Raw genomic sequence first — 22,166 nt, forward strand, 5'->3', positions numbered from 1 at the left:
ATGGATAAATGGAATCTGATCATTGATGTCGCCGGCTGCGAGAACTGCAACAACTGCGTACTTGCCACGAAAGACGAACTGGTGGGGAATGACTTCCCAGGCTATACAGCCCCGCACCCGGCCCAGGGCCGTGGCGTGATTCACATCGAACGCACGGTGCGCGGCGCGGCCCCCTTGGTGGACGCGGCCTATGTCCCGAAGATGTGCAACCACTGTGACGATGCGCCCTGCGTGAAAGCGGGCGAAGACGGCGCGGTCCGGAAGCGGGACGATGGTATTGTGATCATCGATCCGGTCAAGGCGAAGGGCCGTCGCGATCTGTTGGACGCCTGTCCCTATGGTGCCATCGTCTGGAACGATCAGCTGCAACTGCCACAAAGCTGGTTCTTCGACGCGCACCTGTTGGACACCGGGGCTGGCGCCCCGCGTTGTGTCGGTGTGTGCCCCACGCAGGCCATTGAAGCCGTGAAGCTGGGCGACGCCCCCATGGCGCAGCGCGTGAAAGACGAGGGGCTGCGCACGCTCCAACCCGAGTTCGGGACCAAGCCCCGCGTCTACTACAAGAACCTGCACCGCGCCGACCACGGCTACATCGCAGGCAGCGTGGCGGCCACGGTGGAGGGGCGCCTGGAGTGCCTGGAGGGCGCCGACGTGGCACTGTTGCGAGCGGGCGCTCAGCTCGCCAGCACGGTCACCGATGTGTTCGGTGATTTCAAGTTCGATGCACTGCCACCGCACAGCGGAGCGTACCTTGTGCGCGTCTCGCATCCGGAGCATGGGGCCATCGAACGCCCGGTGAGCATCGGTGCAGACAGTGTGGTGCTGCACGACATCGAACTCGCAGTCATCCCCCCAACCTGAAACCCGCGCCGCCTTGAGCCCCCCCTGCAAGTGCGGAGCGGTTTCGTGCGCCTTGTCGAAGGAGACACTGTCTTGAAAATTTCGAAATTCGCCGCGCAGCACCTGTCGCGTTGGCCAGAGCAACCTACGTTGCCCATCGTCATGGCTGGCCGAAGCCGACCGACGCCTCACCGATCAGACCGAACGCTATCGCCGCCTGGCGCAGGCCGTGTCGCTCTCGTCCCCAGTGACCGATCACCATCGGTCTGAAGAAACCTGTTCAACCCCCAGGAAACCACCATGTTCAATGTCAATCTGCTAATGGCCGGAAACAGCGTTCCGGCCTCGAATGGCGCTACTTTCGAGCGCCGCAATCCGATGTCCCAGGAGGTGGTCTCGCGTGCCGCCGCCGCCACACCGGCCGATGCCGTGGCGGCTGTTGAAGCCGCTTCGGCGGCCTTCAAGAATTGGTCTCAGCAAGGTCCCAGCGCGCGCCGGGCCCTGCTGCTCAAGGCCGCAGAGCTGCTCGAATCCAAGACACCTCAATTCATCGAGGCAGTGTGTGCCGAAACCGGCGCGACCGCCATGTGGGCCGGATTCAACGTGCACCTCGCGGCGGGTGTGCTGCTGGAAGCGGCTTCGCTGACCACCCAGATCACCGGCGAGGTCATCCCCTCCGATGTGCCGGGCAGCCTGGCCATGGCCGTGCGCCAGCCCGCTGGCGTGGTGCTGGGAATGGCCCCGTGGAACGCGCCGGTGATTCTGGCCGTTCGGGCCATTGCCACACCGCTGGCCTGCGGCAACACCGTGGTGCTCAAGGCATCGGAACTGTGTCCGCGCACGCACCAACTGATCATTGAAACGCTGCAGGAAGCGGGCTTCCCACCGGGCGTGGTGAACTTCGTGACCAACGCGCCAGCCAATGCGGCGGCAGTGGTCGAAGCCATGATCGCCCACCCCTCCGTGCGTCGCGTCAACTTCACCGGGTCCACCCGGGTCGGTCGCATCATCGCCACCACCTGCGCCAAGCACCTCAAGCCCTCCGTGCTGGAACTCGGTGGCAAGGCACCCCTGGTGGTGCTGGACGACGCCGATCTGGACGCCGCCGTGAACGCTGCTGCTTTCGGTGCATTCATGAACTCAGGCCAGATCTGCATGTCGACCGAGCGCATCATCGTCGACGAGAAGATCGCCGATGAGTTCGTGGCGCGCCTGGTTGCCAAGGCCAGCCGCCTGCCGCTCGGTGACCCACGCGGCAAAGATCCGGTGGTGCTGGGTTCCGTGGTGGACAGCACCACCGTGCAGCGCTGCAACGCGCTGATCGACGATGCCGTGGCCAAGGGCGCGAAGCTGCTGTGCGGCGGCCAGGCCGACAGCACCCTGATGCCCGCCACGCTGCTAGACCACGTGACGGCCGACATGGCCATCTACCGAGACGAGTCGTTCGGACCGGTCAAGCCGATCATCCGTGTGAACGGGGTCGAAGAAGCCATCGCCTGTGCCAATGACACTGAGTACGGGCTGTCGGCCGCCGTTTTCGGGCGCGACGTAACGCGCGCGCTGCAAGTGGCCGGCCGCATCGAGTCGGGCATCTGCCACGTCAACGCGTCGACCGTGCACGACGAAGCACAGATGCCTTTCGGCGGTGTGAAGTCCAGCGGCTTCGGTCGTTTCGGCGGCCGTGCAGGTGTGAACGAATTCACCGAGCTGCGCTGGGTCACGGTGCAGACCACGCCCCGTCAGTACCCCTTCTGAAACTTCACCTTTTCCCACCCAAAGAGTTATTCCATGAGTTTCATTTTCAAACCCAATGTGCGCTATCGGATGCCGGTGGTCTTCGGGCCCGCGCCGGGTCCCCGTCAGAAACACGATGGCACCCCCTGGCAGGCCGAAGAGTCCGGCACCGCCAATGTGCAGTGGGCGACCATCGGGTACCGCACCCACAGGGACAAGCTGGAGGCCTTGCTCCCAGCGGGCTTTCGCCTCAACGGCGATCCTCTGGTGTATGTCACGCTCGGTTTCTTCCGCAACCTGTACTGGCTGGCCGGACGGGGCTACGGGCTGGTCAACGTTGAAGTGCCTGTGATCTACACCGGTAAGTCCGAGACCGTCGAGGGCGGCCTCTGCCTGTCGATCTGGGAGGGGCGACCGGATGCCATCATGACCGGTCGCGAAGAGCTGGGGTTTCCCAAACTGTTTGCCGACATCCCGGATGTGCGCCTGGACCCAGACAGCGGCGCCTTGAGCGGCCAGGCCTCCTGGCTCGACTTCAAGTTCTTCGAGATGGAGATGCACGGCATTGAAGAGACCACCGTGGACAGCATGAATCTGCTCGGGGCACCCGGCGGACCCATCTTTTTCAAGTACATGCCACGCACCGGCCCCTTTGGTTCTGGCGGGGCCGACGTCACCTATGTCACCACTTCGCAACCGATGCAAGGCGCGTCCCGTGGAACTTCACCCATCAAATTTGAAGATGCAGCCTTCAGGAAGTGGAAGGCCAAGGGCGGGTCGGTGAAGTGGCACCGCGCCACCTTCGAGCAGTTGCCCACGACGTGCCATGTCGTCAACGGCATTGCCGACCTGGAGATCCTGGAGTATGTGAGCGCCGAGATGATCGAGTTCTCGGCTCCGGGCAATGCCGTGGCGACGAACAGCCACCGGGTGGTCGAGCCCGCATAAGCCGCCCTCAAGCCCAAACGTCCATCACCGAAAGACATCACAACATGACCCAAGCCCTTGACTCAACCGCCCTGGACCAGCTTTTCCTGGCCGCGCGCACCTACAACAAGTTCACGACCGAGCCCGTCAGCGACGACCTGCTCAAGCAGCTGTACGACCTGTACAAGTGGGGCCCGACTTCCATGAACACGCAGCCTGGCCGAGTGGTTTTCGTGCGCAGTGTCGAGGGCAAGGAAAGACTGAAACCCGCCCTGATGCCCAACAACGTGGAGAAGACCATGGCAGCCCCCGTAGTGGCCATCGTCGCCTTTGACTCCACTTTCTACGAGCACATGCCGATGCAGTTTCCCGCCAATCCCGGCGCGCGCGACATGTTTGCCAACAACGCGGGACTGAGCGCGGAAACCGCCTCCCGCAACAGCGCCCTTCAAGGCGCCTATCTGATCATGGCGGCCCGTGCCCTGGGTCTGGCCGCCGGGCCCATGAGCGGCTTCAATCCTGCGGCAGTGAACGAAGCCTTTTTCCCCGATGGTCGCTTGAAGGTCAACTTCCTGATCAATCTCGGTTGGGGTGATCCATCGGGCAACCGTCCGCGCGGGCCCCGTCTGGCATTCGAGGACAGCGTCGTGATGGCCTGATGAGGGCGCCGGAGCGTCGTGAGTGAAATTCAACGTGACCGAGGCCGACAAGGAGACATTGAAATGAACATCACCCCACAAAAAGCCCGTCGCCGTCTGTTGCAGGCCATGGCCGCGCTGCCCTTGGCGGCCACGCTGCCGGTGCGAGCGCAGCAAAACTGGCCCACACGGATCGTCACGCTCGTCGTTCCCTGGCCAGCCGGGAACCCGACAGATGCCATTGCACGCACGCTGCAGCCCCTGCTGACCAAGTCCCTTGGCCAGACCGTGGTGATCGAGAACATCGCCGGTGCCGGTGGCACCCTGGGTGCGGGGCGGGTGTTCTCACAACCCGCCGACGGGCACACGATACTGATGGGAACCCCCACCGAGCTGATCCTCAGCCCGCTGACGATTCCATCCGTGCGCTACGCGCCCTCCGACTTCCGCATGGTTGGCCTGTTCGGGCGCGTGCCGTACATCCTGGTCGCACGTGCGAACCTGCCCCAGGTCAGCCTCGCCGACTTGGTGGCGTTGAAAAACAAGCCCGGTGGCAATCCCCTGACCGTGGGCAACATCGGGCCAGGTTCGCTCATTCACCTGATCGGCGCGCAGTTCGAGAAAGTGAGCGGGGTCCCCGTGCTGCATGTGCCTTTCAAGGGCGTGCCGCCGATGGTGCAGGACTTGCTGGGCGGCCAACTCGACGTGGCATTCATTCCGGTCAACGGTAGCACCATGGGGCTCATCGAGCAGGGCAGGCTGCGCTCGCTGGGCATCACGGCCACCGCACCGTACCCGCTGTATCCCTCGCTGAAGCCGATGGCGGCCGCCAGTCAGGTGTTTTCTGGGTTCAACTACGACGTATGGGGCGGCATGCATGTGCCACGCGGCACCCCCGAGGCCGTGCAGCTGCGTCTGAACCAGGTGTTCTATGAAGCATGCCGAGACCCTCAGGTCCGGGAGTGGGCGCGTTCGACAGGCACCGACCTGATGGGGCCCATGAGCCTGGCCGAGCTGGACACTCTGTACCAACACGACATCGGCCGCTATCAGGCGATCGCCAAGGCCACGCCGACGGGCTCTTGACGCCGCGAACCCCGTAAGTGGGCGCTCGACGCCACCGGCTCCATGAGCGCGGCAACCGCGCCGCAAAGCTGGCTGGGCAAAGACAACGCCGATTGTCGACCCTCCTCGTTCCAGCCCCCGGTCGTTCACGATCGCATCGATGTGTCGAGCTGCGCTTCTTAGGCATGCCTTCGGCCATGAGTTCCGCTTTCAGCCGGTCAGGCGGCCGCTTCGAAGGTCGGCATAGGCCTCTTTTATTTCAGCTCGGGTGTTCATGACAAAGGGACCGTGTGCGACCACCGGCTCATCGATCACCGGGCTGGCATAGACCAGCAGCCGCGACGTCTGGATCGCATGCAGCGTGAACGACGGGTCGGCTGACGGGTGTTGGCCTGGAGAAGGGGCCGATCCGATGTCCATCCATGCCACCTTCGGTGCCTGCATCTCCGTGCCCGCCAAGGTGACGGCACCAGACAGCAGCACGGCAAAGGCGCGCTCGCCTGCAGGCACGGGCACCTCCGCGTTGGTACCGGCCGCGATTTCGATGTCAAACAAGCTCAGGGGCCAGGTGCTGCCATGCGCCTGCACGGCACCGTCCCATCGCCCCGCATAGACACGCGCCTGCAAGCCCGGCGCCGTATGCACCGGCACGTGATTGACCCTCAGGTCCGTGTAGCGCGCGCTGACGTGTTTGAGGCGAGCGGGGAGGTTCAACCACAGCTGAAGCAGGTGAACCCCGCCGGGTCCAGGCATCTCGCTGTGCATCACGCCGTGGCCTGCGGTCATGAACTGAGCGTCACCCGCCTGCAACGTGCCGTTCTCGCCCGTGTGATCGGTGTGTTGCACCTCGCCTTCCAGCACCAGGGTCACGGTTTCCATGCCACGGTGCGGATGTGTGGGGAACCCCGCGGGTGGCGCGAACCAATCCTCGGCCATCAGCAAGAAAGGCGAATGCGCTTCAAATTGCTCGGGCGCGATGAGCAAGCGTGCGCTCTGCGTAGGCGCGCGCTGCATGACAGGTGTGGGGGCGTGTACGTGGAGGACTTGCATGGGGGTCGACAAATGCTGATGCGGGGGCCTGCGAGCGATGGTAGCGAGCTCGTGCGAACCTCACCCTGGTCAGAAGGTCACATCCGAGCCTGAGGCCTCTTGTGACTACCGGCATTCACGGAGTGCGCCTTCCAGGAGTGGGCACTGCAACAGATCCGCTGATGGCAGTTGACCCTCCGCCGCCCACGCGTCTGGCGTCTCGGGCCGCCGACCCGGCATCCCCTCGATGACAACCATTTGCCCCAGGCAATGCACACACTCGGCTTTGCTCCTGTTCAGGCGAAGCTCGAATGGGTACACCTTCACCTCGGCCAGATCTTGTACGAATCTCGCCCAGCCATGAGCCCTCCCTGCCTGTATTGACCCAGAGGTTTCTGCGCAGGTCAGGCCGCTAACGCATCAGCCCCAGCGGGAGTCTTCATTTTCAGTAGCTGGTGAGATGCGCCGATGGCTGTATCGGCCGATACAGTTCGCCATCACGCGGCTGGCCCACTGCAGAGTTTCAAAGCAGTGGCGGTGCGCGCATAGGTCTTCGAGCGTGTGGATCACGCACTCATCCATCCCGTTCAGCTCAGAACGGCAGGGAGTGATCAAGTCCTGCTGCGGCCCGTGGCTTTTGACCACTGGCATCGATTGATCAGGCGGGCCACCACATCGTCTTCAGCCCATCCCTGCTGAAGACTGAGCATCAGTTCTCGTCCTCGTTGCCCAGCGGCCCCCCCCTTTCAGTGGCATGGCACTCGCGTTTGCTTTCCAACGCACTGCGCCCACATCCCGTACAAACTGCCCCTGACAGTAGTTGCCTGCAAGCCAATTCGCCGACAAACCACCGAGACGCAATACGTACCAAGAAGATGTGTGTTTGTATTTCGATGCATGCTTCTTTTGCCGAAATTGAAGCGAATCCCGAGGACTCATCAAGCGCTGGTTTCCCAAGCCAAAACCTACGATTCAGGCACGCCAACTCTCAAGAGAAAACGCGTGAGCACCATCCAAACCCGCAGTGCGGCTTACCAGGTCAGCCCCGGTCACCATGAGATCACCACAAACGCCTACGGGCCGGTCGTCGCCTGCGCCGTCGACGCGGTCGACGTGGGCGCCGTCGACGCGGTCGACGTGGGCGCCGGGACCGCCAGTGCGGTTCCCAATTTCAGCGCGGAGAGTTTGCAAAGACTCAGCAACGCCATCAGCGGGGATTGGCACGCCGCGGAAAGCCCGAGCTCCGCAGCGAGCGGGGCAGCCAGCGAGGTACGCCCCCCCCCCATCACAGATGCCGCCAGCGCGGTCTGCATCGCCGCGCTCTCTGTGAGCGGCAGTGGCAACGACACCGTGGTCAACATAAGCGCGTACGTGACCCTGAGCACGCAGGCGACCGTGCCCCTGCTCGACACCTCGGTCTGAGCCACGCCCTGTCAGGAGATTCACCATGACGGCAAGACAGACCCATGATCGCGCGCAAGCCGGCCAACCCCGCGCCCCGAAGACACGAACCCAGGCCCGTCTGGGCACACCGGGCTCAGGCGCCGCCGTGGGCGGAGCCTCGTTCCTCATCCCCACTCCCCTGCCGGGTGTGGCCAACGTCACAGGCATGCGCTTGCATCCCGTTCTGGCGGGCTCGTTTTGCCCTGTGATGACGCCCCTGGACACCGGTTCTTAATGACGCACCCAAGCAGCCGAGACACCGCCATGACCCACCATCCCTCACACCTCCCACACATCAGGGTCCTGGCCCTGTGCAGCAGCCTGGCGCTGCTGGGTGGCTGCAGCAGCAATAGCCCCGTCAGCACGGTACCCGGGCCGCTGACGGCAACGCCTATGGCTGAGCCTGCGAATATTGAACGGATCAACCCAGGCTCGTTGTTCCGCCCCGGCCAGACATCGGCCGCCTTGTTCACCGGCCGCCGCAAGCCGAGCGCCGTCGGTGACATTCTCAAAGTAGACATCTCCGAAAGCATCAACGGTAGCAATGTGCTGACCACCGACAACAGCCGCAGCAATGCGATGAGCACCAAGGGCCCCGGCGTCAAAGGCGTGGGCAGCGGCATCATCCGCTCGCTGCTGAACTTGGACGCCAGCGCCGAGGGCAGCGATTCGTACAAGGGCAAAGGCAAGACCACTGACGTGAGCAGCTTCACAGGGCAGCTGACGGCCACGGTGACCAACGTGCTGCCCAACGGCAATCTGGTGGTGGCAGGCGAGCGCAGCGTGGCCCTCAATGGCGGCACGCGCACCCTGCGCTTTTCGGGCGTGGTGAACCCCAAGGACCTGACCACAGGCAACGTGGTGGCCTCATCCAACGTGGCCAATGCCCGCCTTGAGGTTGCAGGCCAAGGTGATGTATCCGAAGCCAGCTCACGCAACGCCGAGCAACGCACGCAGACCAACAGCCTGTCCATCTGGTAAGGCCCACAAACCGAAGGCTGTCCCCGACCAACACAAGAAAGGAAAGGACATGACACAACGACTCATCCATCTATGCCTGTCCGCAGGACTGGGCCTTGCCGGCCAGGCAGGTACCTGCCCGGCCTCGGCCATCGAACTGGCCGGGACCCATTTCGACGATCAGCTTGTGATGGCTGGCAAACCACTTCGGCTCAATGGGGCTGGCGTCGGCTACCGCTTTTTGTTCAAGGTCTATGCCATTGCTCTGTATCTGCCCGAGCGGCGCCTCACGGCTCAGGATGTGATGACCATCGACGAACCTCGGCGCGTCGTGATCACGGCCTTGCGTGAACTCAGCAGTGCCGACTTCAACGATGCGGTAGCGACCCACTTCGGCCCCCACGGCGACAACCCCGACCCACGCACTGCCCAGAAGGTGCTCCACCTGGGCCGCATCATCTCCAATCTGGCACCCGTGCTGCACAAAGGGGATAGCCTGACCCTGGACTGGGTGCCCAACGAGGGCATGAGCATGAGCTACAACCAGAACATGACCCCTCTGCCTGGCCATGACAGGGGCTTCTACAACACCTTGCTGGCGATCTGGCTGGGTGACAAGGCCTCAGATTCGACGCTGCGCAGCAACCTGCTGGGCCGCCCTGCGGCATCACGCGCCGCGGCAGACTGAGCCACCTGAACCGCCAGGGCCTCCGATGGCATCAGTGCGGGGCTGGCGCATCCCAAGTTCAATTTCCATAGCACAGCATGAGGGGCCACGCAGGGTCGTCGAGCAGCGCTTGCGGGTCCTGTGTCTGCGGAATCCATCCGCAGGCTGACCTCGTGTGGATACGGCCAGCACGCCGCACGCGGTCACTCGTGCCGCAGCGCTTCGATAGGGTTCAGTCTGGCCGCGCGTTTTGCCGGTGTGTAGCCGAAAACAATACCGATGGCCGCAGAGAACATGAAGGCCAGCAGGTTGATCTGTGCATCAAAGTGATAGGGCAGCCCCATCAAGGAAGACAGCGTGATGGAGACCACCGCCGCCAGCAACAGGCCGACCAGGCCGCCAACCGCCGACAGCGACACCGCTTCGACCAGGAACTGCATCAAGACCTCACGGGCCATCGCTCCGATGGCCAGCCGGATTCCGATCTCACGTGTTCGCTCCGTCACGCTGACCAGCATGATGTTCATGATGCCAATGCCCCCCACCAGCAGGCTGACCCCGGCCACCGCGCCCAGCAGCAGTGTCAGGATGCGCGTAGTGCCCGAGAGGGTGTCAGAAAGCTGCTTGGTATCGATGACATTGAAGTTGTTGTCCTCCCCATCGGTGAGGTGTCGGCGCTCCCTCATCAGACGCTCGATGCGCCCCTTGACGATATCGGTGGAAAACCCCTGGCGGACAGAAATCAGGATGGCGCCAATATCGGTATTGCCCACGACCCGTCGCTGCAGCGTGGATATCGGCACCAGGACGAAGTCATCCTGGTCTGTGCCCGTCGAACTCTGACCTTTGGCCTTGAAAAAGCCAACGATCTGGCAACTGAAGTTCTGTAGCCGCAAATCTGTGCCCAAAGGCTTCTTGTCGCCAAAGAGCTCTTTACGCACGCGGTCCCCGACGATGCAGACCGACTTGCCGCCTCTCAGTTCGGCATCCGTGAAACTGCGGCCATCCCTGACCACCCAGTTGCTCACCACGAGGTAGTCGCCATTGGAGCCCGTGACACTGGTCCTCCAGTTCTTGGCGCTGGAGATCGCCATGAGTGACGCAGTCACCATGGGCGCCACCCGATCGACACCGGTCACCTGTGAGCGCATGACTTCGATGTCTGCCTGCTTGAATTTGGGCGGCGAGGTGCTGGTGCCCAGCTCCATGCGCTGGCCGGGCATCACAATGATCAGGTTGCTGCCGAGACTGGAGATCTGGCTGGACACAGAGGCCGTGGCGCCGTTGCCCAACGTGACCATGGTGACCACTGCCGACACACCGATCACGATTCCCAGCATCGTGAGCATTGAGCGCATGAGGTTGCGCCGAATCTCCCGCAACGCCAGCAAGAAGGTGTTGCCCCACATCACTGGCCTCCACTGTTCTGCGCCGAGGAACGGATGCCGTCTGTCGGGGTGTCACTGACCAGCCGACCATCCACGAAATGCAGGATCCGATCCGCGTAGGCGGCCATGTCCGTTTCGTGGGTCACCATCACCACCGTGATCCCTCGATCCTGGTTCAGCCGGACCAGCAATTGCATGATCTCGTCGCTTCGATGGGTGTCCAGGTTCCCGGTGGGTTCGTCAGCCAGCAACAAGGCAGGCTCGGTGACGATAGCCCGGGCGATCGCCACACGTTGCTGCTGCCCGCCAGAAAGCTCAGCCGAGGTATGGTGCTCCCAGCCTTTGAGGCCCACCTCGGCCAAAGCCGCCTGCGCCAACTGCGCCCGCTCGACGGGGCGTTGACCTCGGTAAACCAGCGGTAGTTCAACGTTCTCCTGCGCCGAAGTCCGGCGCAACAGGTTGAACCCCTGGAACACAAAGCCAATGTAGTTGCGACGCAGCAGTGCGCACTGGTCCTGGCTCAGCGATTCAACGGGGGTGCCGAAAAAGCGGTAGCTTCCCGAGGTCAGCGTATCCAGGCACCCCATGATGTTCATGGCCGTGGATTTGCCCGATCCGCTGGGGCCCATGATGGCCACGAATTCGCCGCGGCGGATCTCCAGATCCACATCGGTGAGCGCCTGGAAGCGGGTCGCCCCCTCGCCATAAGTCTTGCAGACCTTGGCGTAGGCGATGACTGGCGTGTCCTCTGGCAAAGGGACCCGCGCCATCACTTTGAAGGCTCCCTGCTGTCCACAATCAGGCGGTCGCCGGCCTTCAACTCCGCCGACAGCGTTTTCAAGACCTCCGTCATCCTGCCGTCGCTGGCGCCCACCAGCAGCCTGACCTCGGTGGGCCGGCCATCGATCAGCTTCCACACGGACTGCTCGCTGCCACTCGTGACAGACGTGCTGGTCTGGGTGGATTTTTGCTGCCGAGGCACGGATATCAGCAGGCTGGTCACGCTGCTGGTGGTCTGTTGCGACACCGGAGGCGGGGCGTATCGTAGCGCGGCATTGGGAACCTGCAACACCCGCTCCTTGCGCAGGGTGACGATGCGGGCATTCGCCGTCATTCCAGGCCGCAAGCTCAGGTCTTTATTGCTGACCTCCAACACAGCCTGGTAGGTCACCACATTGTTTGTCGTGTCAGCGCCATAGCGCAGCCGGACGATCCGGGCCGGAAAACTGCGATCGGGATAGGCATCGACCGTGAAGTCAGCCAACTGCCCTTCCTTGACCTGGCCAACGTCAGCTTCGTCGACATTGACCTCCAGTTTCATCTGGGTAAGGTCCTGGGCCAGCGTGAAGAGTGTGGTGACTTGATAACTGGCCGCCACCGTCTGCCCGGGCTCCGCCGAACGTTTCAGCACCACGCCATTGATCGGCGATCGCAAGGTCGCCTTCTTGAGGTTGGTCCGGTTAGTGTTCAAAGTGGCCTGAGCTTCATCCACTGCAGCTACCGCACTGGCTTCATTGGCCTGAGCCTTTTCCAAGGTGATCTGCGAGCCCTCCAGTTCACTTTTCGCAGGAACCATGCCGCCAGAGAGCTTCCATGCTTCCTCATTGCGTTTGACCCCAGCCTGGGCATCCCGAGTGGCCGCCTTGTATTGCAGCAGCGAGGCCGAGGCCTTGCGCAACGCGCTCTCCGATGCCGTGACCTGATCCTGCAAGTTGCTGGTCTGCAGCTCCGCCAGGATCTGCCCCTGGGAAACCGTGTCGTTGTCCTTCACCCGGACCTTGTCGATCGTGCCTGACAGCTCGCTGCCGACATCCACCTTCGTCAGGGGCTGGAGATTGCCCGTGGCAGAGACCCGAACAACCAGAGCACCAGTCGAAGCCTCTTCCGTTTCGTATTGCTGTCGCGAGGCGCCGGACTGCCACTTCCAGAACGACAGGCCACCCAAGGCGGCTGTGCCCAGCAGCACGGCCAGCATCCACTTGCGTTGCTTCAATGAAAACCGCGTCCCGCCCTGCCCGTCGCCCAACTGTTTGGCGACGGCATCGGCCGTCAAGGGCCGCGTCCGTGGATGCGAGGTATCTTGAGTCATGGCAAAGCCTGATGTTGCAATTTGAATTCATCGGAGGCGATGGCGCCTACCGTGGGCCCGGACGCCATGGCCGCCCCTGCGGCTGGGGCCTGAGCCAGCTGCTGTGTCCAGCCTCCTCCAACCGCCTTGTAAAGCGCAATCCAGTACTGAACTCGGTCGCGCTGCAGCGAGATGCGCTGGACTTCAGCGGAAAGGGCCGAGCGGCGGGCTTCTTCCAGCGTCAGCAAGCTCACCTTTCCGGCTCGCCAGTTGCTGTCAGTCGCCAGGAAGTAATCCCGGTACCGTGTCTCAGCAATCAAGGCATATTGGGCACGGCTTGTGGCACTGTTCAGGCGCACGAGAGATTGTTCAACGTCCTTCACGACCTGGCGCACACCCTGCTGGTAGCTGGCATACGCGGAGCGATAGGCTGCTTGGGCATTCGCGATCGCGGCTTGTCGCGACCCTCCGTCGAATATCGGCAACGAGATCGAGGGTCCGAAGGACCAAGCCGACGAAGGTGTGCCGGTTGTCGCCGAGAGGCCGATTGAGCCACTCAGCGACAGACTGGGGTAGAGCGCAGCCTGAGCCGCGCCAATTTCGGCGTGGGTGGCGGCCACTTCGCGCTCCAGAGCGCCCAAGTCAGGCCGCTGTTGCAGGACCTGAGCCGGCACGGCGGTGACGACGAACTCCCGAGGCTCGGCAAGACGACGCGGCGCCTGCTCCAGGAGTGCTCGCAGCGCGCCCTCATTGGCGCCGCTCAAGTACACCATGGCCTTGACCAAGAGGTCGCACTGGGCTTGCTGAGCCAGCAAGGTGTCAGATGCGCTGGCCACGCTGGCCTGCGCGAGCGCGCCATCGGCTACCGCATCGAGACCGGCGCGGACCAGGGCCCTCGTCACCGTTTCGGTCTGTTGGTTGGAGGCCAGCGCGCGGTCATAGGCATCGGCCAGCAAGCCACAAGCCTGCCATTGCACATAGACATCGGCCACTTCGGCCGCCAATGAGACACGTGTGTCGTGCCAATCCCGGGTGCGCGCCTCCACCCGGGCTGTGGCCGCCTCTTCGTTGCGCCGCAACTTTCCGAACAGGTCCAGCTCCCACGAGCTGTCAAAACCGGCACTGCGTGCCGTTTGGACCACCCCCAAGGAGCGTTCCCGACTTGCAGAGGCCGAGGCGTTCACGGACGGCAGCCGCCCCGAGCGCACCGACGCCAACGTGGCACGGGCCTTCTCGATGTTCGCCCAAGCGATCGTCAGGCTGGGACTGCCTGATTCGCTCATCGCCACCAGAGTGGCCATGGTGGCGTCGTCGAACTGTCTCCACCAGTCATTGATTTGGTCGAGTTGGCCGCCATGGGGCAACGAGGCCTGCCAGGATGCCGGCGAGGTCATTCCTGGTAGGACATACACCTGCCCCACAGCACAGCCTGTGAGTAGAGTCCCGGCCAACACGATCAACCCTACGGGGCCGCTCAGGGCAAAGGGTTGCATCCGAAACTTAACTAAACTCATGGGTATAGTTTATGCAGTCGGACTGTGGCGTCAAGGCCTTGCGCACTTCCGAGACGTAAAGCCTGATGAAGTGGTCGTATCAGAACTGTGTCAACAGCCTCTGACTCAGAGAGTCACGACGCCATGCGTTCCAGATCGATCACTGGGTGGCCCACGAAGGGAATGCCTGCAGCGGAAGTCAAGCTGCATCCCGGACCTTGAAGACCATCGGGTTCGGAGAAATCCGACCCACGTGAGGGGTCGGCTTGAGGAGGAAATACGCCAGTGCCGGCAGCAAGACCATCGCACCCAGCATGTTCCAAAGAAACATGAAGGCAAGCAGAAGGCCCATATCAGCCTGGAACTTGATCGGGCTGGCCACCCATGTGATGACACCGATGGCCAAGGTCACACCGGTCAACATCACCACCTTGCCGGTGAACAGCAAAGCACGGTAGTAAGCCTCGGACAAAGTGCAGCCTTCGCGCAGCCGGGCCAGTACAACAGACAGGATGTACAGGGCATAGTCAACACCAATGCCCACGCCGAGCGCGATCACGGGCAGGGTCGCGACCTTGACCCCCATCCCCAAAGCCACCATCAGAGACTCAGCGAGAACGGAGGTGACCAGCAAAGGAATGATCGCGACCAGGACGGCACGCCAGGAACGGAAGGTGATGAAGGCCAGCAAGGCCACCGCGGAGTAGACCAGCCACAGCATCAGGTTCCATGCGTCTTTCACAACGATGTTGGTGGCAGCCTCGATGCCTGCCGTGCCGGCGGCAAGGAGGAAGTGCGTATCGGCGGTGTCGTTGGCCGCAGCGAACTGCTGCACGAGCTGGGTCACCCGGCGCAGCGTCTGGGCCTTGTGGTCGCGCAAGTACACATAGACGGTGAGAAGATTGCAACTGTCGTTGTACAAACCACGCGGCGCATTGGCGGTGACCGTGTTGACCATCTCCTGATTGGGAAGCAGTTCATACCAACGGGGGTTGCCTTCGTTCAGCCCCGTCAGCACACGTCGATTCAGCAACGCCAGGGTGTTGGTGGATTCAACTCCATCGATCTGGCGCAATTGCCATTCCAGATCGTCAACCTTCTGAACCGTCTGCAGGCGCGTGCATTCCCCATCGGGCGTCTTCACCATCACGGCCAGCACATCGCTCGAAGCGCCATAGGCCGCATTGAGGAACGCCACGTCCCGGTTGTAGCGGCTCGACTCTCGCAACTCAGGTGCGCCCGGATCCAGATCACCAATCGAAAGCCGGCTGCCGACCACCCCTCCCAGAACAAGCAAAGCCATGCCACCAAGAACCGCCAGACGCGCCCAGAAGGGCTGCGTGAAACGGTCAAGAAAGGCCCACAACGGGTGCTTTGCAGCCCCAGCCTCATCAGCCAGCTCGGCCTGCAGACTGCGTCGCGCGGCGGCGGGTTCTACGCCCGTGTAGGACAGCAGAATGGGGAGCAGGATCAGATTGGTGAAGATCAACGCCGCCACGCCAATCGAAGCAGCGATAGCAAGCTCACGAATGACCTGAATGTCGATCACCAGCAACACGGCAAAGCCCACAGCATCGGCCACGAGCGCCGTCAGACCAGCCAGAAACAGGCGGCGGAAGGTGAAGCGTGCGGCCACCAGTTTGTCCGTTCCACGACCGATGTCCTGCATGATGCCGTTCATTTTTTGGGCACCGTGACTCATGCCGATGGCAAATACCAGGAAGGGCACCAACATCGAGTACGGGTCGAGTGCAAAACCCAAGGTCGGCAGCAGTCCCAATTGCCAAACCACCGCGATCAATGAGCTGCACACCACCAGCAAGGTGGAACGCGCGCACCGGGTGTACCAGTAGACCATGGCTGCGGCGATGGCAACGGCTGCGGCAAAGAACAGCAACACAGCCTGCACACCCTCGATCAGATCACCCACCAGTTTGGCAAACCCGGTGATGTGGACCGTCACGCCTTGAGCCTCGTACTTGCTGCGCAGCCCTTCCAGGGACTGCGCAAGCTGGCCATAGTCAACCGGACGCCCGTCAGCTTGCTTTGTCATCAGAGGGACGTAAATCACACTGGATCGCGCGTCAAAAGCGACCAATTGACCTATTTCGCCAGAGCGTGCAATGTTCGCTGCCAATTGGCGCAAGCTGTTCGGCCCACCATCGAAGCCATCGGGAATGACCGGGCCACCTTCCAGGCCGTCTTCAGTGACGCCCGTCCAGCGCGTCGTGGACGTCCACAGGCTCTTCATTGCATTGCGGTCGACACCCGGCAAAAGGAAAACTTCGTCGCTGAGCTGCCGCAGTGTTTCCAGATACTGAGCGTCGTAGAGGGTCGCGTTCGGATTGGCGACGGCGATTCGCAGTGCATTCCCCAGGCCCCTGAGCTCCGACTGGTTTTGCAGGTAGTTCGCGACAAAAGGATGTCGGGTCGGGATGGTCTTTTCGAAACTGGCAGAGAGTCGCAAGTGTGTGGCCTGCCACCCAAGCACCAGCGTCACCATCAGGCACAGGAATACAACCCACCGCCGATGATTGAACAACAGGCGTTCCAGGACCGACCCGGAATGGCGATCAAATTCATCGAGATTCATGGCTTTTTCGCTTCCAGGCGAGAGGTCCCGCTCATTCCAACAGTGACGACATCGCCGCCCGCCATCACGGCAACCTGCGACAAGGGACTCAGGGTGGGGAGGTCCATGGCCTGCAGGGGGGCGTCATTCCGTGCCGTGAACAACTCGCCAGCCTGGTTGGCCAGAACCACCGAGCCATCCGGCAACGCCAACGCGCTGACAAAGGACACCGGAGGTGCTCCAGCGAGCTTGCGCCAGGAATTGCCTGCGTCTTGAGAGAAGTACGCATTGCCACGCAAACCAGCGACCACCCAGCCGCCCTCGGGAGTGACAGCCAACGTGAACCAGCTGCCTTCATAGGGCGACTTCAAGACCTGAAAACTTCGACCTGCATCCGTAGAACGCAGCAGCAGGCCTTGTTCGCCAGCAATCATCCAAACGGGGCCGTGGGCCCGGATCGCATAGAGGTGCTGGGACTTTGGGTTGTCAAGGCGGTCGAGGGCACTGTTCCATGTCATGCCGCCGTCAGTGGTTTCAAAAAACAGGTTGTAGGCACCTACCACCGCCGCGCGTTGAGGGCCGAGGATGACGAGGTCCAACAAGGGCTTATCAGGTCCGTCCTGCATGAGCAGGGCGGACTCCTTCAGCAACGCAGCCGCAGCACGATCGCCGGCCATCTGACGAGACTGGGCCGCGGACTGGGCCAACGAGGCCAGCTTGCGGCCATCTGCGGCCAGTTGCCACGATTCACCGCTGTTGCGGGTGACCAGGATGACCCCGCCATGCCCCACGGCAATGCCGTTCTGGGAGTCCGAGAACCCGACGGCCGTCAAGGTGGTGCTCACGGGTACGCTTTTGGCTTGGCGCCAGGAGCGCCCTGCGTCATCCGACAGAATGACCACGCCGCGCTCGCCGACCGCCACCAGGCGCTTGCCGGCTTGTGTGACCGCCAACATGACACATTTTTCCGGATACCGCACGGTCTGAGCAGGGCGTTCCAACGCGCCGAATTTGCCGCCGTCAGATCGCTCACCAGGTTCCGTGGCCTTGCCAGCGCCGCTGAAAAAAACAGCCAAGCAGGCCGCGCTTGCGCTGAAGCGGCGACGGTTTACCAATTCAAAGGGCTTCATAAACTTCGATTGAGACGACCCAAGGCTGGGCGGACAGCAAGTGATCTCCAATGAAAACCGCTTCGTTGAGCCACGGATGCTGTGGCGCAGCAGCTTCGAACTGGGGTGTGGTGGGTGTGTTCATCTCAACGCACGCCCTCACCGGCCATGGCGTCAGGTGTAAAGACCGAGTCGCTGTAGCGCTTCTGGATCTTGTATTGGCTCTTCTGCTGGTTCATCACCAAGGTGACAAACATGCTGCCAGCCATATGGTCGTAGGCGCCCCAGGTCGTGGCGGCTTGTGCGGGCACATCGGGCATGGCAACCGGCAAAGTGAACTGGGAACGCGCCAGTTGGCCTTTGGAATCCCAGCGATCGCCCCACACCAGCAACCAGGAATCCTCATCAATGTAGTAGCGCGACCTGGGTGAGGTATGGCGCTGTCCGGCCTTCAGGTTGGCCTCGACGACCCATACCCGGTGCAACTCCCAGCGCACGTTGTCAGGGTTGAGGTGGTGCTCTCCGACCAGTTCGTTGTCCTTGAGGGGAACCAGCGAGCGGTTGCTGTTGTACGGAATCAGCATCTCCTGCTTGCCCACCAGCTTCCAGTCGAAGCGATCCAAACGACCGGAGAAGCCCTCCACCTCATCAAACGAGGCCACGCCTGCAGAAAAAGGAGTCGGTGTATCGCAGCAAGCATTGGGCAGCTTGCGAACTCGGCGTTGCCCGGTCAAATAAACCCACACCTGGGTCTTGTCGCCATTGAGTTGTTCACGGCCGGTGAGCGCTTCCCCTGCGCGAATGGCGGGCCCCGTGTTGATCGAGCGGACCATCCAATGCTCACCGCTGAACTTTTCGGGCGAGCCATCGGGTGCGTAATACGGCATCTGGTAATCGTTGCGGGTCTGTTGCACCAATACCTGCTTGCCCTCGGGCGTCAAGGTATACCCATTGAACTCGCTGTACCAGGACTCTGCACGCCAACGCAACAGCACATTCCACATCACTTCTGCCCCGGTCTTGGGAATCGGGAAGGGGACGCCGGCAAACGCGCCTTCTGGCACCGGGCCTGCAGAGGTTTCAACCATCTTCGCCCGCGTGGCGTTGCGGAAGGTGTTGTCATAAACGTACTGCGGCGCCGCTGCGGTTCGCCGAGTCGGATAGACATCCACACGGAAGCTGTTTGGGTAGCGTTGCATCAACTGCTTGACTCCGTCCGGGAGGCGCGCAGCGTGCTCTTGGACATTTTTTGCGTCCACGCTGTAAACGGCCTTGTCCGAGGCGAACGGATCGGGCCGGCGACCGCCATTGATGAATCCCGGCGTGACGGTCGTCAGACCTCCGTTCCAGGCCGGGATGGTGCCGTCCTTGTTGGCGGCCTTTTCTGCACCCATCGGGGTAAGGGGGCCCTTGAGGGCTGCGGCTTCTTCGGCTGAAACGGCTGCGTGGGCCGCGGCATATGCAAGAGTCAGCGCAATCGATAAGGCAGCGAGGCCGCTCAGTTTGTGGTTACGTTTCATGGTGAGCACAGGGTCAAAAGGTGTACGTGAGGGAAGCCGACACAAAGTCGCGATCCTTGAGGGTTTGGGCCCAGGTATAGGCGCCGTTCTGATTCGCGTTGTTGAAAGTGTTCGCTGGACCGAAATAGTGGGTGTAGGCCATCGAGAAACGCCACGCGTCGCGGTAGATGGCGTTGACCCCAATGGATAGATCACCGCCACCTGCGGGAACCCAAGCGTTCGGGTTGCTCACAGCCAAGGGCCGCGAGCCCTTGGGGGCAAATCCCAGGCCGATCGGTAAGCCCAGGTCAACACCATCAATCAGGCCGCGATACATCGGCTCCAGCACCACCCGGAAAGCCACACCATCCCGGGTGCCGTTGGTGTCGAGCGCCGCCGCGTTTCTGGACACCGACAAGAGGCGGTTCCACGCGATTTCGCCAATCAGGCTCGCTTCACGCCACAGCGGCCCCGGCCCGAGGCTGCCGATCGTGTTGACATTGAAATGCGCGGTCCTGCCGACCGCATATCCCGGATTGTTGGTGTTGTTGGTGGCCCCACCCGCTGCAAAGGCGCTCACATCAGCCGCTTGACTGCTAGCCAGGTCGGCGTTGTGCCGGATCGACCCCTCAATGGCCACATTGAAATTACCGAATGTCTTGCTTGCGCTGGCACCCAGTGCGGTCGTACCTTGGTGATAGACCAGTGAGTAGGAATCAGGCGTCGGCCCCCCGGCGGTCATGACCAGATGAGGTACCAGTTGGGGTGTCTTGGCGTGATAGCGGATCAGGTAAAAGCCATAGTCAGCCTCTTCGCCCCGCAATTTCAGCTGCACCCCTCCTTGCCCGCGATCGCTGGGCCGGACATCGGCCGATCTTTGCGCAGGCGATGTGCCGGGGGACAGCAAAATGCTTTCGCCACCCACGGGTGCTGGGTCGGTGTTGTTGAAGTAACTGCCGACCCCGGGCATGCGGCTGGGCGCCCAGCCAGTTTGCACATAGGCCCCGACTGAGGCTGTCGAGCTCAACTGATACTGACCGGAAATTTGGGGAACCGGGCGGATGGCCTCCTTGAACTGGGTGTTGGGCACCGAGACCAGCTTGACCACATCAAAGGGTTGCTGCGCACCCGCGATCGCATTGCCGCCAAAAAACAGGCTTTCACCCCAGAGCAGTGAGTGCCGGCCAGCACGAACGCTGGCCGAACGGCCATCCAGATCGAACTTGCCAAAAACGAAGGCATCCAGCATTTCCGCCTTGCGACCATGAATGTCGCGAGTGGCCTGCGTAAACCGGTTGCCTGCCACGGAGGTCTGATTGGGGTAGGCACCACCAGAAAAGCCAGGGTTGCCGTTAGGCCGGAGATAGACACTGTCATTCCAGGCCGCCGCACTCAGGCGCATGCCAAAGTTGCGCTGATAGCTCAGGTCCATCTCGCTGAACAGATCAAGGCGGCTGGAGATCAGCCCCTTGCTGAAGTTGCGGTCTCCATCATCGTTGTTGGGATTCGACAACAGCGTCGCACTGGGTGACCTCACTCGAAAGGCAGAGCTGTATTTGACGGTGTTGTCCCACCGCACCGACAAGTCACTGTTGTCAGTCTGAAGCTCAAGCGAATGAGCTGCGCCGCATCCCAACAGCGCAACCGCAGCAGCCAATGGAGCCATGCGCCGAGACCCGGCACCCCCCGTCCTCATATCTGTCCTCATTAAGTCTCCTCTTTTCCCCTTCTGGGGTGATGTGAACCTCTCACCTGGCCACCGGTACATTGCTACCGGGCTGATGTATATATTAAGTTGTGTTTTATATATTTTTCTTAGGGATATCCATAGAAACAACGATATAGACACAAAGTGAAGGTTCATCCATCATTGCGAGCCTGTAAGATTTCAGTTCGATTTCCATCCACTTGCTTCATGGTCACACCCACTGCAACTGCCCCAGTCGCCTCAAATGCCCGCAGCCTCACCACCATGGCGTTTGAACTGCTGCGTGCCGACATACTTCTTGGTGAGCTGCGTCCGGACGAGCGCCTGCGCATCCAGACCTTGAGCGAGCGATACAACATCGGGGCCACCGCCATCCGGGAGGCCTTGTCACGCCTGGTGACGGATGGACTGGTCGAATCGGAAGAGCAGCGCGGCTTTTGCGTCGCGCCGGTTTCACAGGAAGAGCTGGTCGACCTCACGCAAACCCGCATCCAGATCGAACAATTGGCCTTGCGCCAAGCTGTAGAGCGCGGTGATGTGGAATGGGAGACGCGGATCCTGTCGAGCTTCCACCGGCTCTCACGGACCGACCTGCCTACTTCAGTTGAGAAACACGCCGCCTGGGCGCTGGCTCATCGGCAGTTTCACGAGTCGCTGGTCTCGGGTTGCCGCTCGGAATGGTTGATGCGCCTGTGCGGACTGCTCTATGACAAGTCCGAGCGCTACAGAAATCTGGCCGAAAAGTACCTAAACAATTCAGCAGTCGTGCCGGCAAGCCAGGGACGGAACACTTCAGATGAACACCAACAGTTGATGGAAGCGGTCATGGGCAAGGATGCAGACCTGGCCTGCAAGATTCTTGAAGACCATTTTTGGCAAACCGCCAACATCATTCTCGAGGCTGGTTTTGGACAACGCGATGGTTACTCTTCCCGCGCCACCGGCGCTCGAAAAGCGACTGGGTGATGTTTTCAAACATCTGAGCAAGACCAGCATTGCTAATGCGCACCTGCACCGCAGGCGAGA

19 protein-coding genes are annotated in these 22,166 nt (G+C 61.8%); 10 read left to right on the forward strand and 9 right to left on the reverse strand.

The window, feature by feature from the left end; translation table 11 throughout:
• The 5 genes from AC3WUT_RS11320 (at nucleotide 1) to AC3WUT_RS11340 (ending at nucleotide 5,225) form a co-directional block, all read left to right on the forward strand.
• Nucleotides 1-861: a 4Fe-4S dicluster domain-containing protein gene (locus AC3WUT_RS11320; protein ID WP_492347177.1), complete on the forward strand. Its 861-nt coding sequence runs from the start codon at nucleotides 1-3 to the stop codon at nucleotides 859-861.
• Between the two features lie 279 nt (nucleotides 862-1,140).
• Entirely contained in the window at nucleotides 1,141-2,595 is a 1,455-nt protein-coding gene (locus AC3WUT_RS11325; RefSeq protein ID WP_492347178.1) for an aldehyde dehydrogenase, read from the forward strand.
• A 33-nt stretch (nucleotides 2,596-2,628) separates the two neighbouring features.
• Entirely contained in the window at nucleotides 2,629-3,522 is an 894-nt protein-coding gene (locus tag AC3WUT_RS11330) for an acetoacetate decarboxylase family protein (RefSeq protein WP_492347179.1), read from the forward strand.
• Nucleotides 3,523-3,566: 44 nt separating this feature from the next.
• Nucleotides 3,567-4,160 carry a malonic semialdehyde reductase gene (locus tag AC3WUT_RS11335; protein ID WP_492347180.1) on the forward strand — a complete coding sequence of 198 codons (594 nt, stop codon included), beginning with the start codon at nucleotides 3,567-3,569 and terminating at the stop codon, nucleotides 4,158-4,160.
• Between the two features lie 63 nt (nucleotides 4,161-4,223).
• On the forward strand, nucleotides 4,224-5,225 hold the full coding sequence (locus AC3WUT_RS11340; RefSeq protein WP_492347181.1) for a Bug family tripartite tricarboxylate transporter substrate binding protein: 1,002 nt from the start codon (nucleotides 4,224-4,226) through the stop codon (nucleotides 5,223-5,225).
• Nucleotides 5,226-5,414: 189 nt separating this feature from the next.
• On the opposite strand, the gene AC3WUT_RS11345 is transcribed toward AC3WUT_RS11340, so the two are convergent.
• Complete coding sequence (locus AC3WUT_RS11345) at nucleotides 5,415-6,254, reverse strand: pirin family protein (RefSeq protein ID WP_492347182.1); 840 nt, start codon at nucleotides 6,252-6,254, stop codon at nucleotides 5,415-5,417.
• A gap of 981 nt (nucleotides 6,255-7,235) precedes the next feature.
• On the opposite strand from AC3WUT_RS11345, the gene AC3WUT_RS11350 reads away from it, so the two are divergent.
• From AC3WUT_RS11350 to AC3WUT_RS11365, 4 genes are all read left to right on the forward strand, one after another.
• A complete protein-coding gene (locus AC3WUT_RS11350) occupies nucleotides 7,236-7,655 on the forward strand; it encodes a hypothetical protein (RefSeq protein WP_492347183.1) in 420 nt (139 codons plus the stop codon).
• Between the two features lie 25 nt (nucleotides 7,656-7,680).
• Nucleotides 7,681-7,911 carry a hypothetical protein gene (locus AC3WUT_RS11355; RefSeq protein ID WP_492347184.1) on the forward strand — a complete coding sequence of 77 codons (231 nt, stop codon included), beginning with the start codon at nucleotides 7,681-7,683 and terminating at the stop codon, nucleotides 7,909-7,911.
• Nucleotides 7,912-8,069: 158 nt separating this feature from the next.
• Nucleotides 8,070-8,657 carry a flagellar basal body L-ring protein FlgH gene (locus tag AC3WUT_RS11360; RefSeq protein ID WP_492347185.1) on the forward strand — a complete coding sequence of 196 codons (588 nt, stop codon included), beginning with the start codon at nucleotides 8,070-8,072 and terminating at the stop codon, nucleotides 8,655-8,657.
• Nucleotides 8,658-8,706: 49 nt separating this feature from the next.
• Nucleotides 8,707-9,324, forward strand: coding sequence for a chalcone isomerase family protein (locus tag AC3WUT_RS11365; protein ID WP_492347186.1), 618 nt, complete (start codon nucleotides 8,707-8,709; stop codon nucleotides 9,322-9,324).
• A 182-nt stretch (nucleotides 9,325-9,506) separates the two neighbouring features.
• Here AC3WUT_RS11365 and AC3WUT_RS11370 read toward each other — a convergent pair whose 3' ends face one another.
• From AC3WUT_RS11370 to AC3WUT_RS11405, 8 genes are all read right to left on the reverse strand, one after another.
• On the reverse strand, nucleotides 9,507-10,712 hold the full coding sequence (locus AC3WUT_RS11370) for an ABC transporter permease (RefSeq protein WP_019577917.1): 1,206 nt from the start codon (nucleotides 10,710-10,712) through the stop codon (nucleotides 9,507-9,509).
• On the reverse strand, nucleotides 10,712-11,461 hold the full coding sequence (locus AC3WUT_RS11375; protein WP_492347187.1) for an ABC transporter ATP-binding protein: 750 nt from the start codon (nucleotides 11,459-11,461) through the stop codon (nucleotides 10,712-10,714). The genes AC3WUT_RS11370 and AC3WUT_RS11375 overlap by 1 nt, the downstream gene beginning before the upstream one ends.
• The gene (locus AC3WUT_RS11380; protein ID WP_492347188.1) at nucleotides 11,461-12,780 is read right to left on the reverse strand and encodes an efflux RND transporter periplasmic adaptor subunit; all 1,320 of its coding nucleotides are present in this window, start codon (nucleotides 12,778-12,780) and stop codon (nucleotides 11,461-11,463) included. Before AC3WUT_RS11380 ends, AC3WUT_RS11375 begins: the two co-directional genes overlap by 1 nt.
• Nucleotides 12,777-14,252: an efflux transporter outer membrane subunit gene (locus AC3WUT_RS11385; protein ID WP_492347189.1), complete on the reverse strand. Its 1,476-nt coding sequence runs from the start codon at nucleotides 14,250-14,252 to the stop codon at nucleotides 12,777-12,779. Before AC3WUT_RS11385 ends, AC3WUT_RS11380 begins: the two co-directional genes overlap by 4 nt.
• 199 nt (nucleotides 14,253-14,451) lie before the next feature.
• Nucleotides 14,452-16,845, reverse strand: a complete 2,394-nt coding sequence (locus tag AC3WUT_RS11390) for an efflux RND transporter permease subunit (protein WP_492347190.1) — start codon at nucleotides 16,843-16,845, stop codon at nucleotides 14,452-14,454.
• Complete coding sequence (locus AC3WUT_RS11395; RefSeq protein WP_492347191.1) at nucleotides 16,842-17,954, reverse strand: WD40/YVTN/BNR-like repeat-containing protein; 1,113 nt, start codon at nucleotides 17,952-17,954, stop codon at nucleotides 16,842-16,844. The genes AC3WUT_RS11390 and AC3WUT_RS11395 overlap by 4 nt, the downstream gene beginning before the upstream one ends.
• Nucleotides 17,955-18,079: 125 nt before the next feature.
• Nucleotides 18,080-19,453: a DUF1329 domain-containing protein gene (locus AC3WUT_RS11400; protein ID WP_492347192.1), complete on the reverse strand. Its 1,374-nt coding sequence runs from the start codon at nucleotides 19,451-19,453 to the stop codon at nucleotides 18,080-18,082.
• 13 nt (nucleotides 19,454-19,466) lie between these two features.
• Nucleotides 19,467-21,098: a DUF1302 domain-containing protein gene (locus tag AC3WUT_RS11405; RefSeq protein ID WP_492347193.1), complete on the reverse strand. Its 1,632-nt coding sequence runs from the start codon at nucleotides 21,096-21,098 to the stop codon at nucleotides 19,467-19,469.
• A 306-nt stretch (nucleotides 21,099-21,404) separates the two neighbouring features.
• Here AC3WUT_RS11405 and AC3WUT_RS11410 point away from each other — a divergent pair, with 306 nt between their 5' ends.
• A complete protein-coding gene (locus AC3WUT_RS11410) occupies nucleotides 21,405-22,106 on the forward strand; it encodes a GntR family transcriptional regulator (RefSeq protein ID WP_492347194.1) in 702 nt (233 codons plus the stop codon).
• The last annotated feature ends 60 nt before the right edge of the window (nucleotides 22,107-22,166 follow it).

It is taken from the genome of Curvibacter sp. EU05-FHT14A10 (assembly GCF_058791075.1).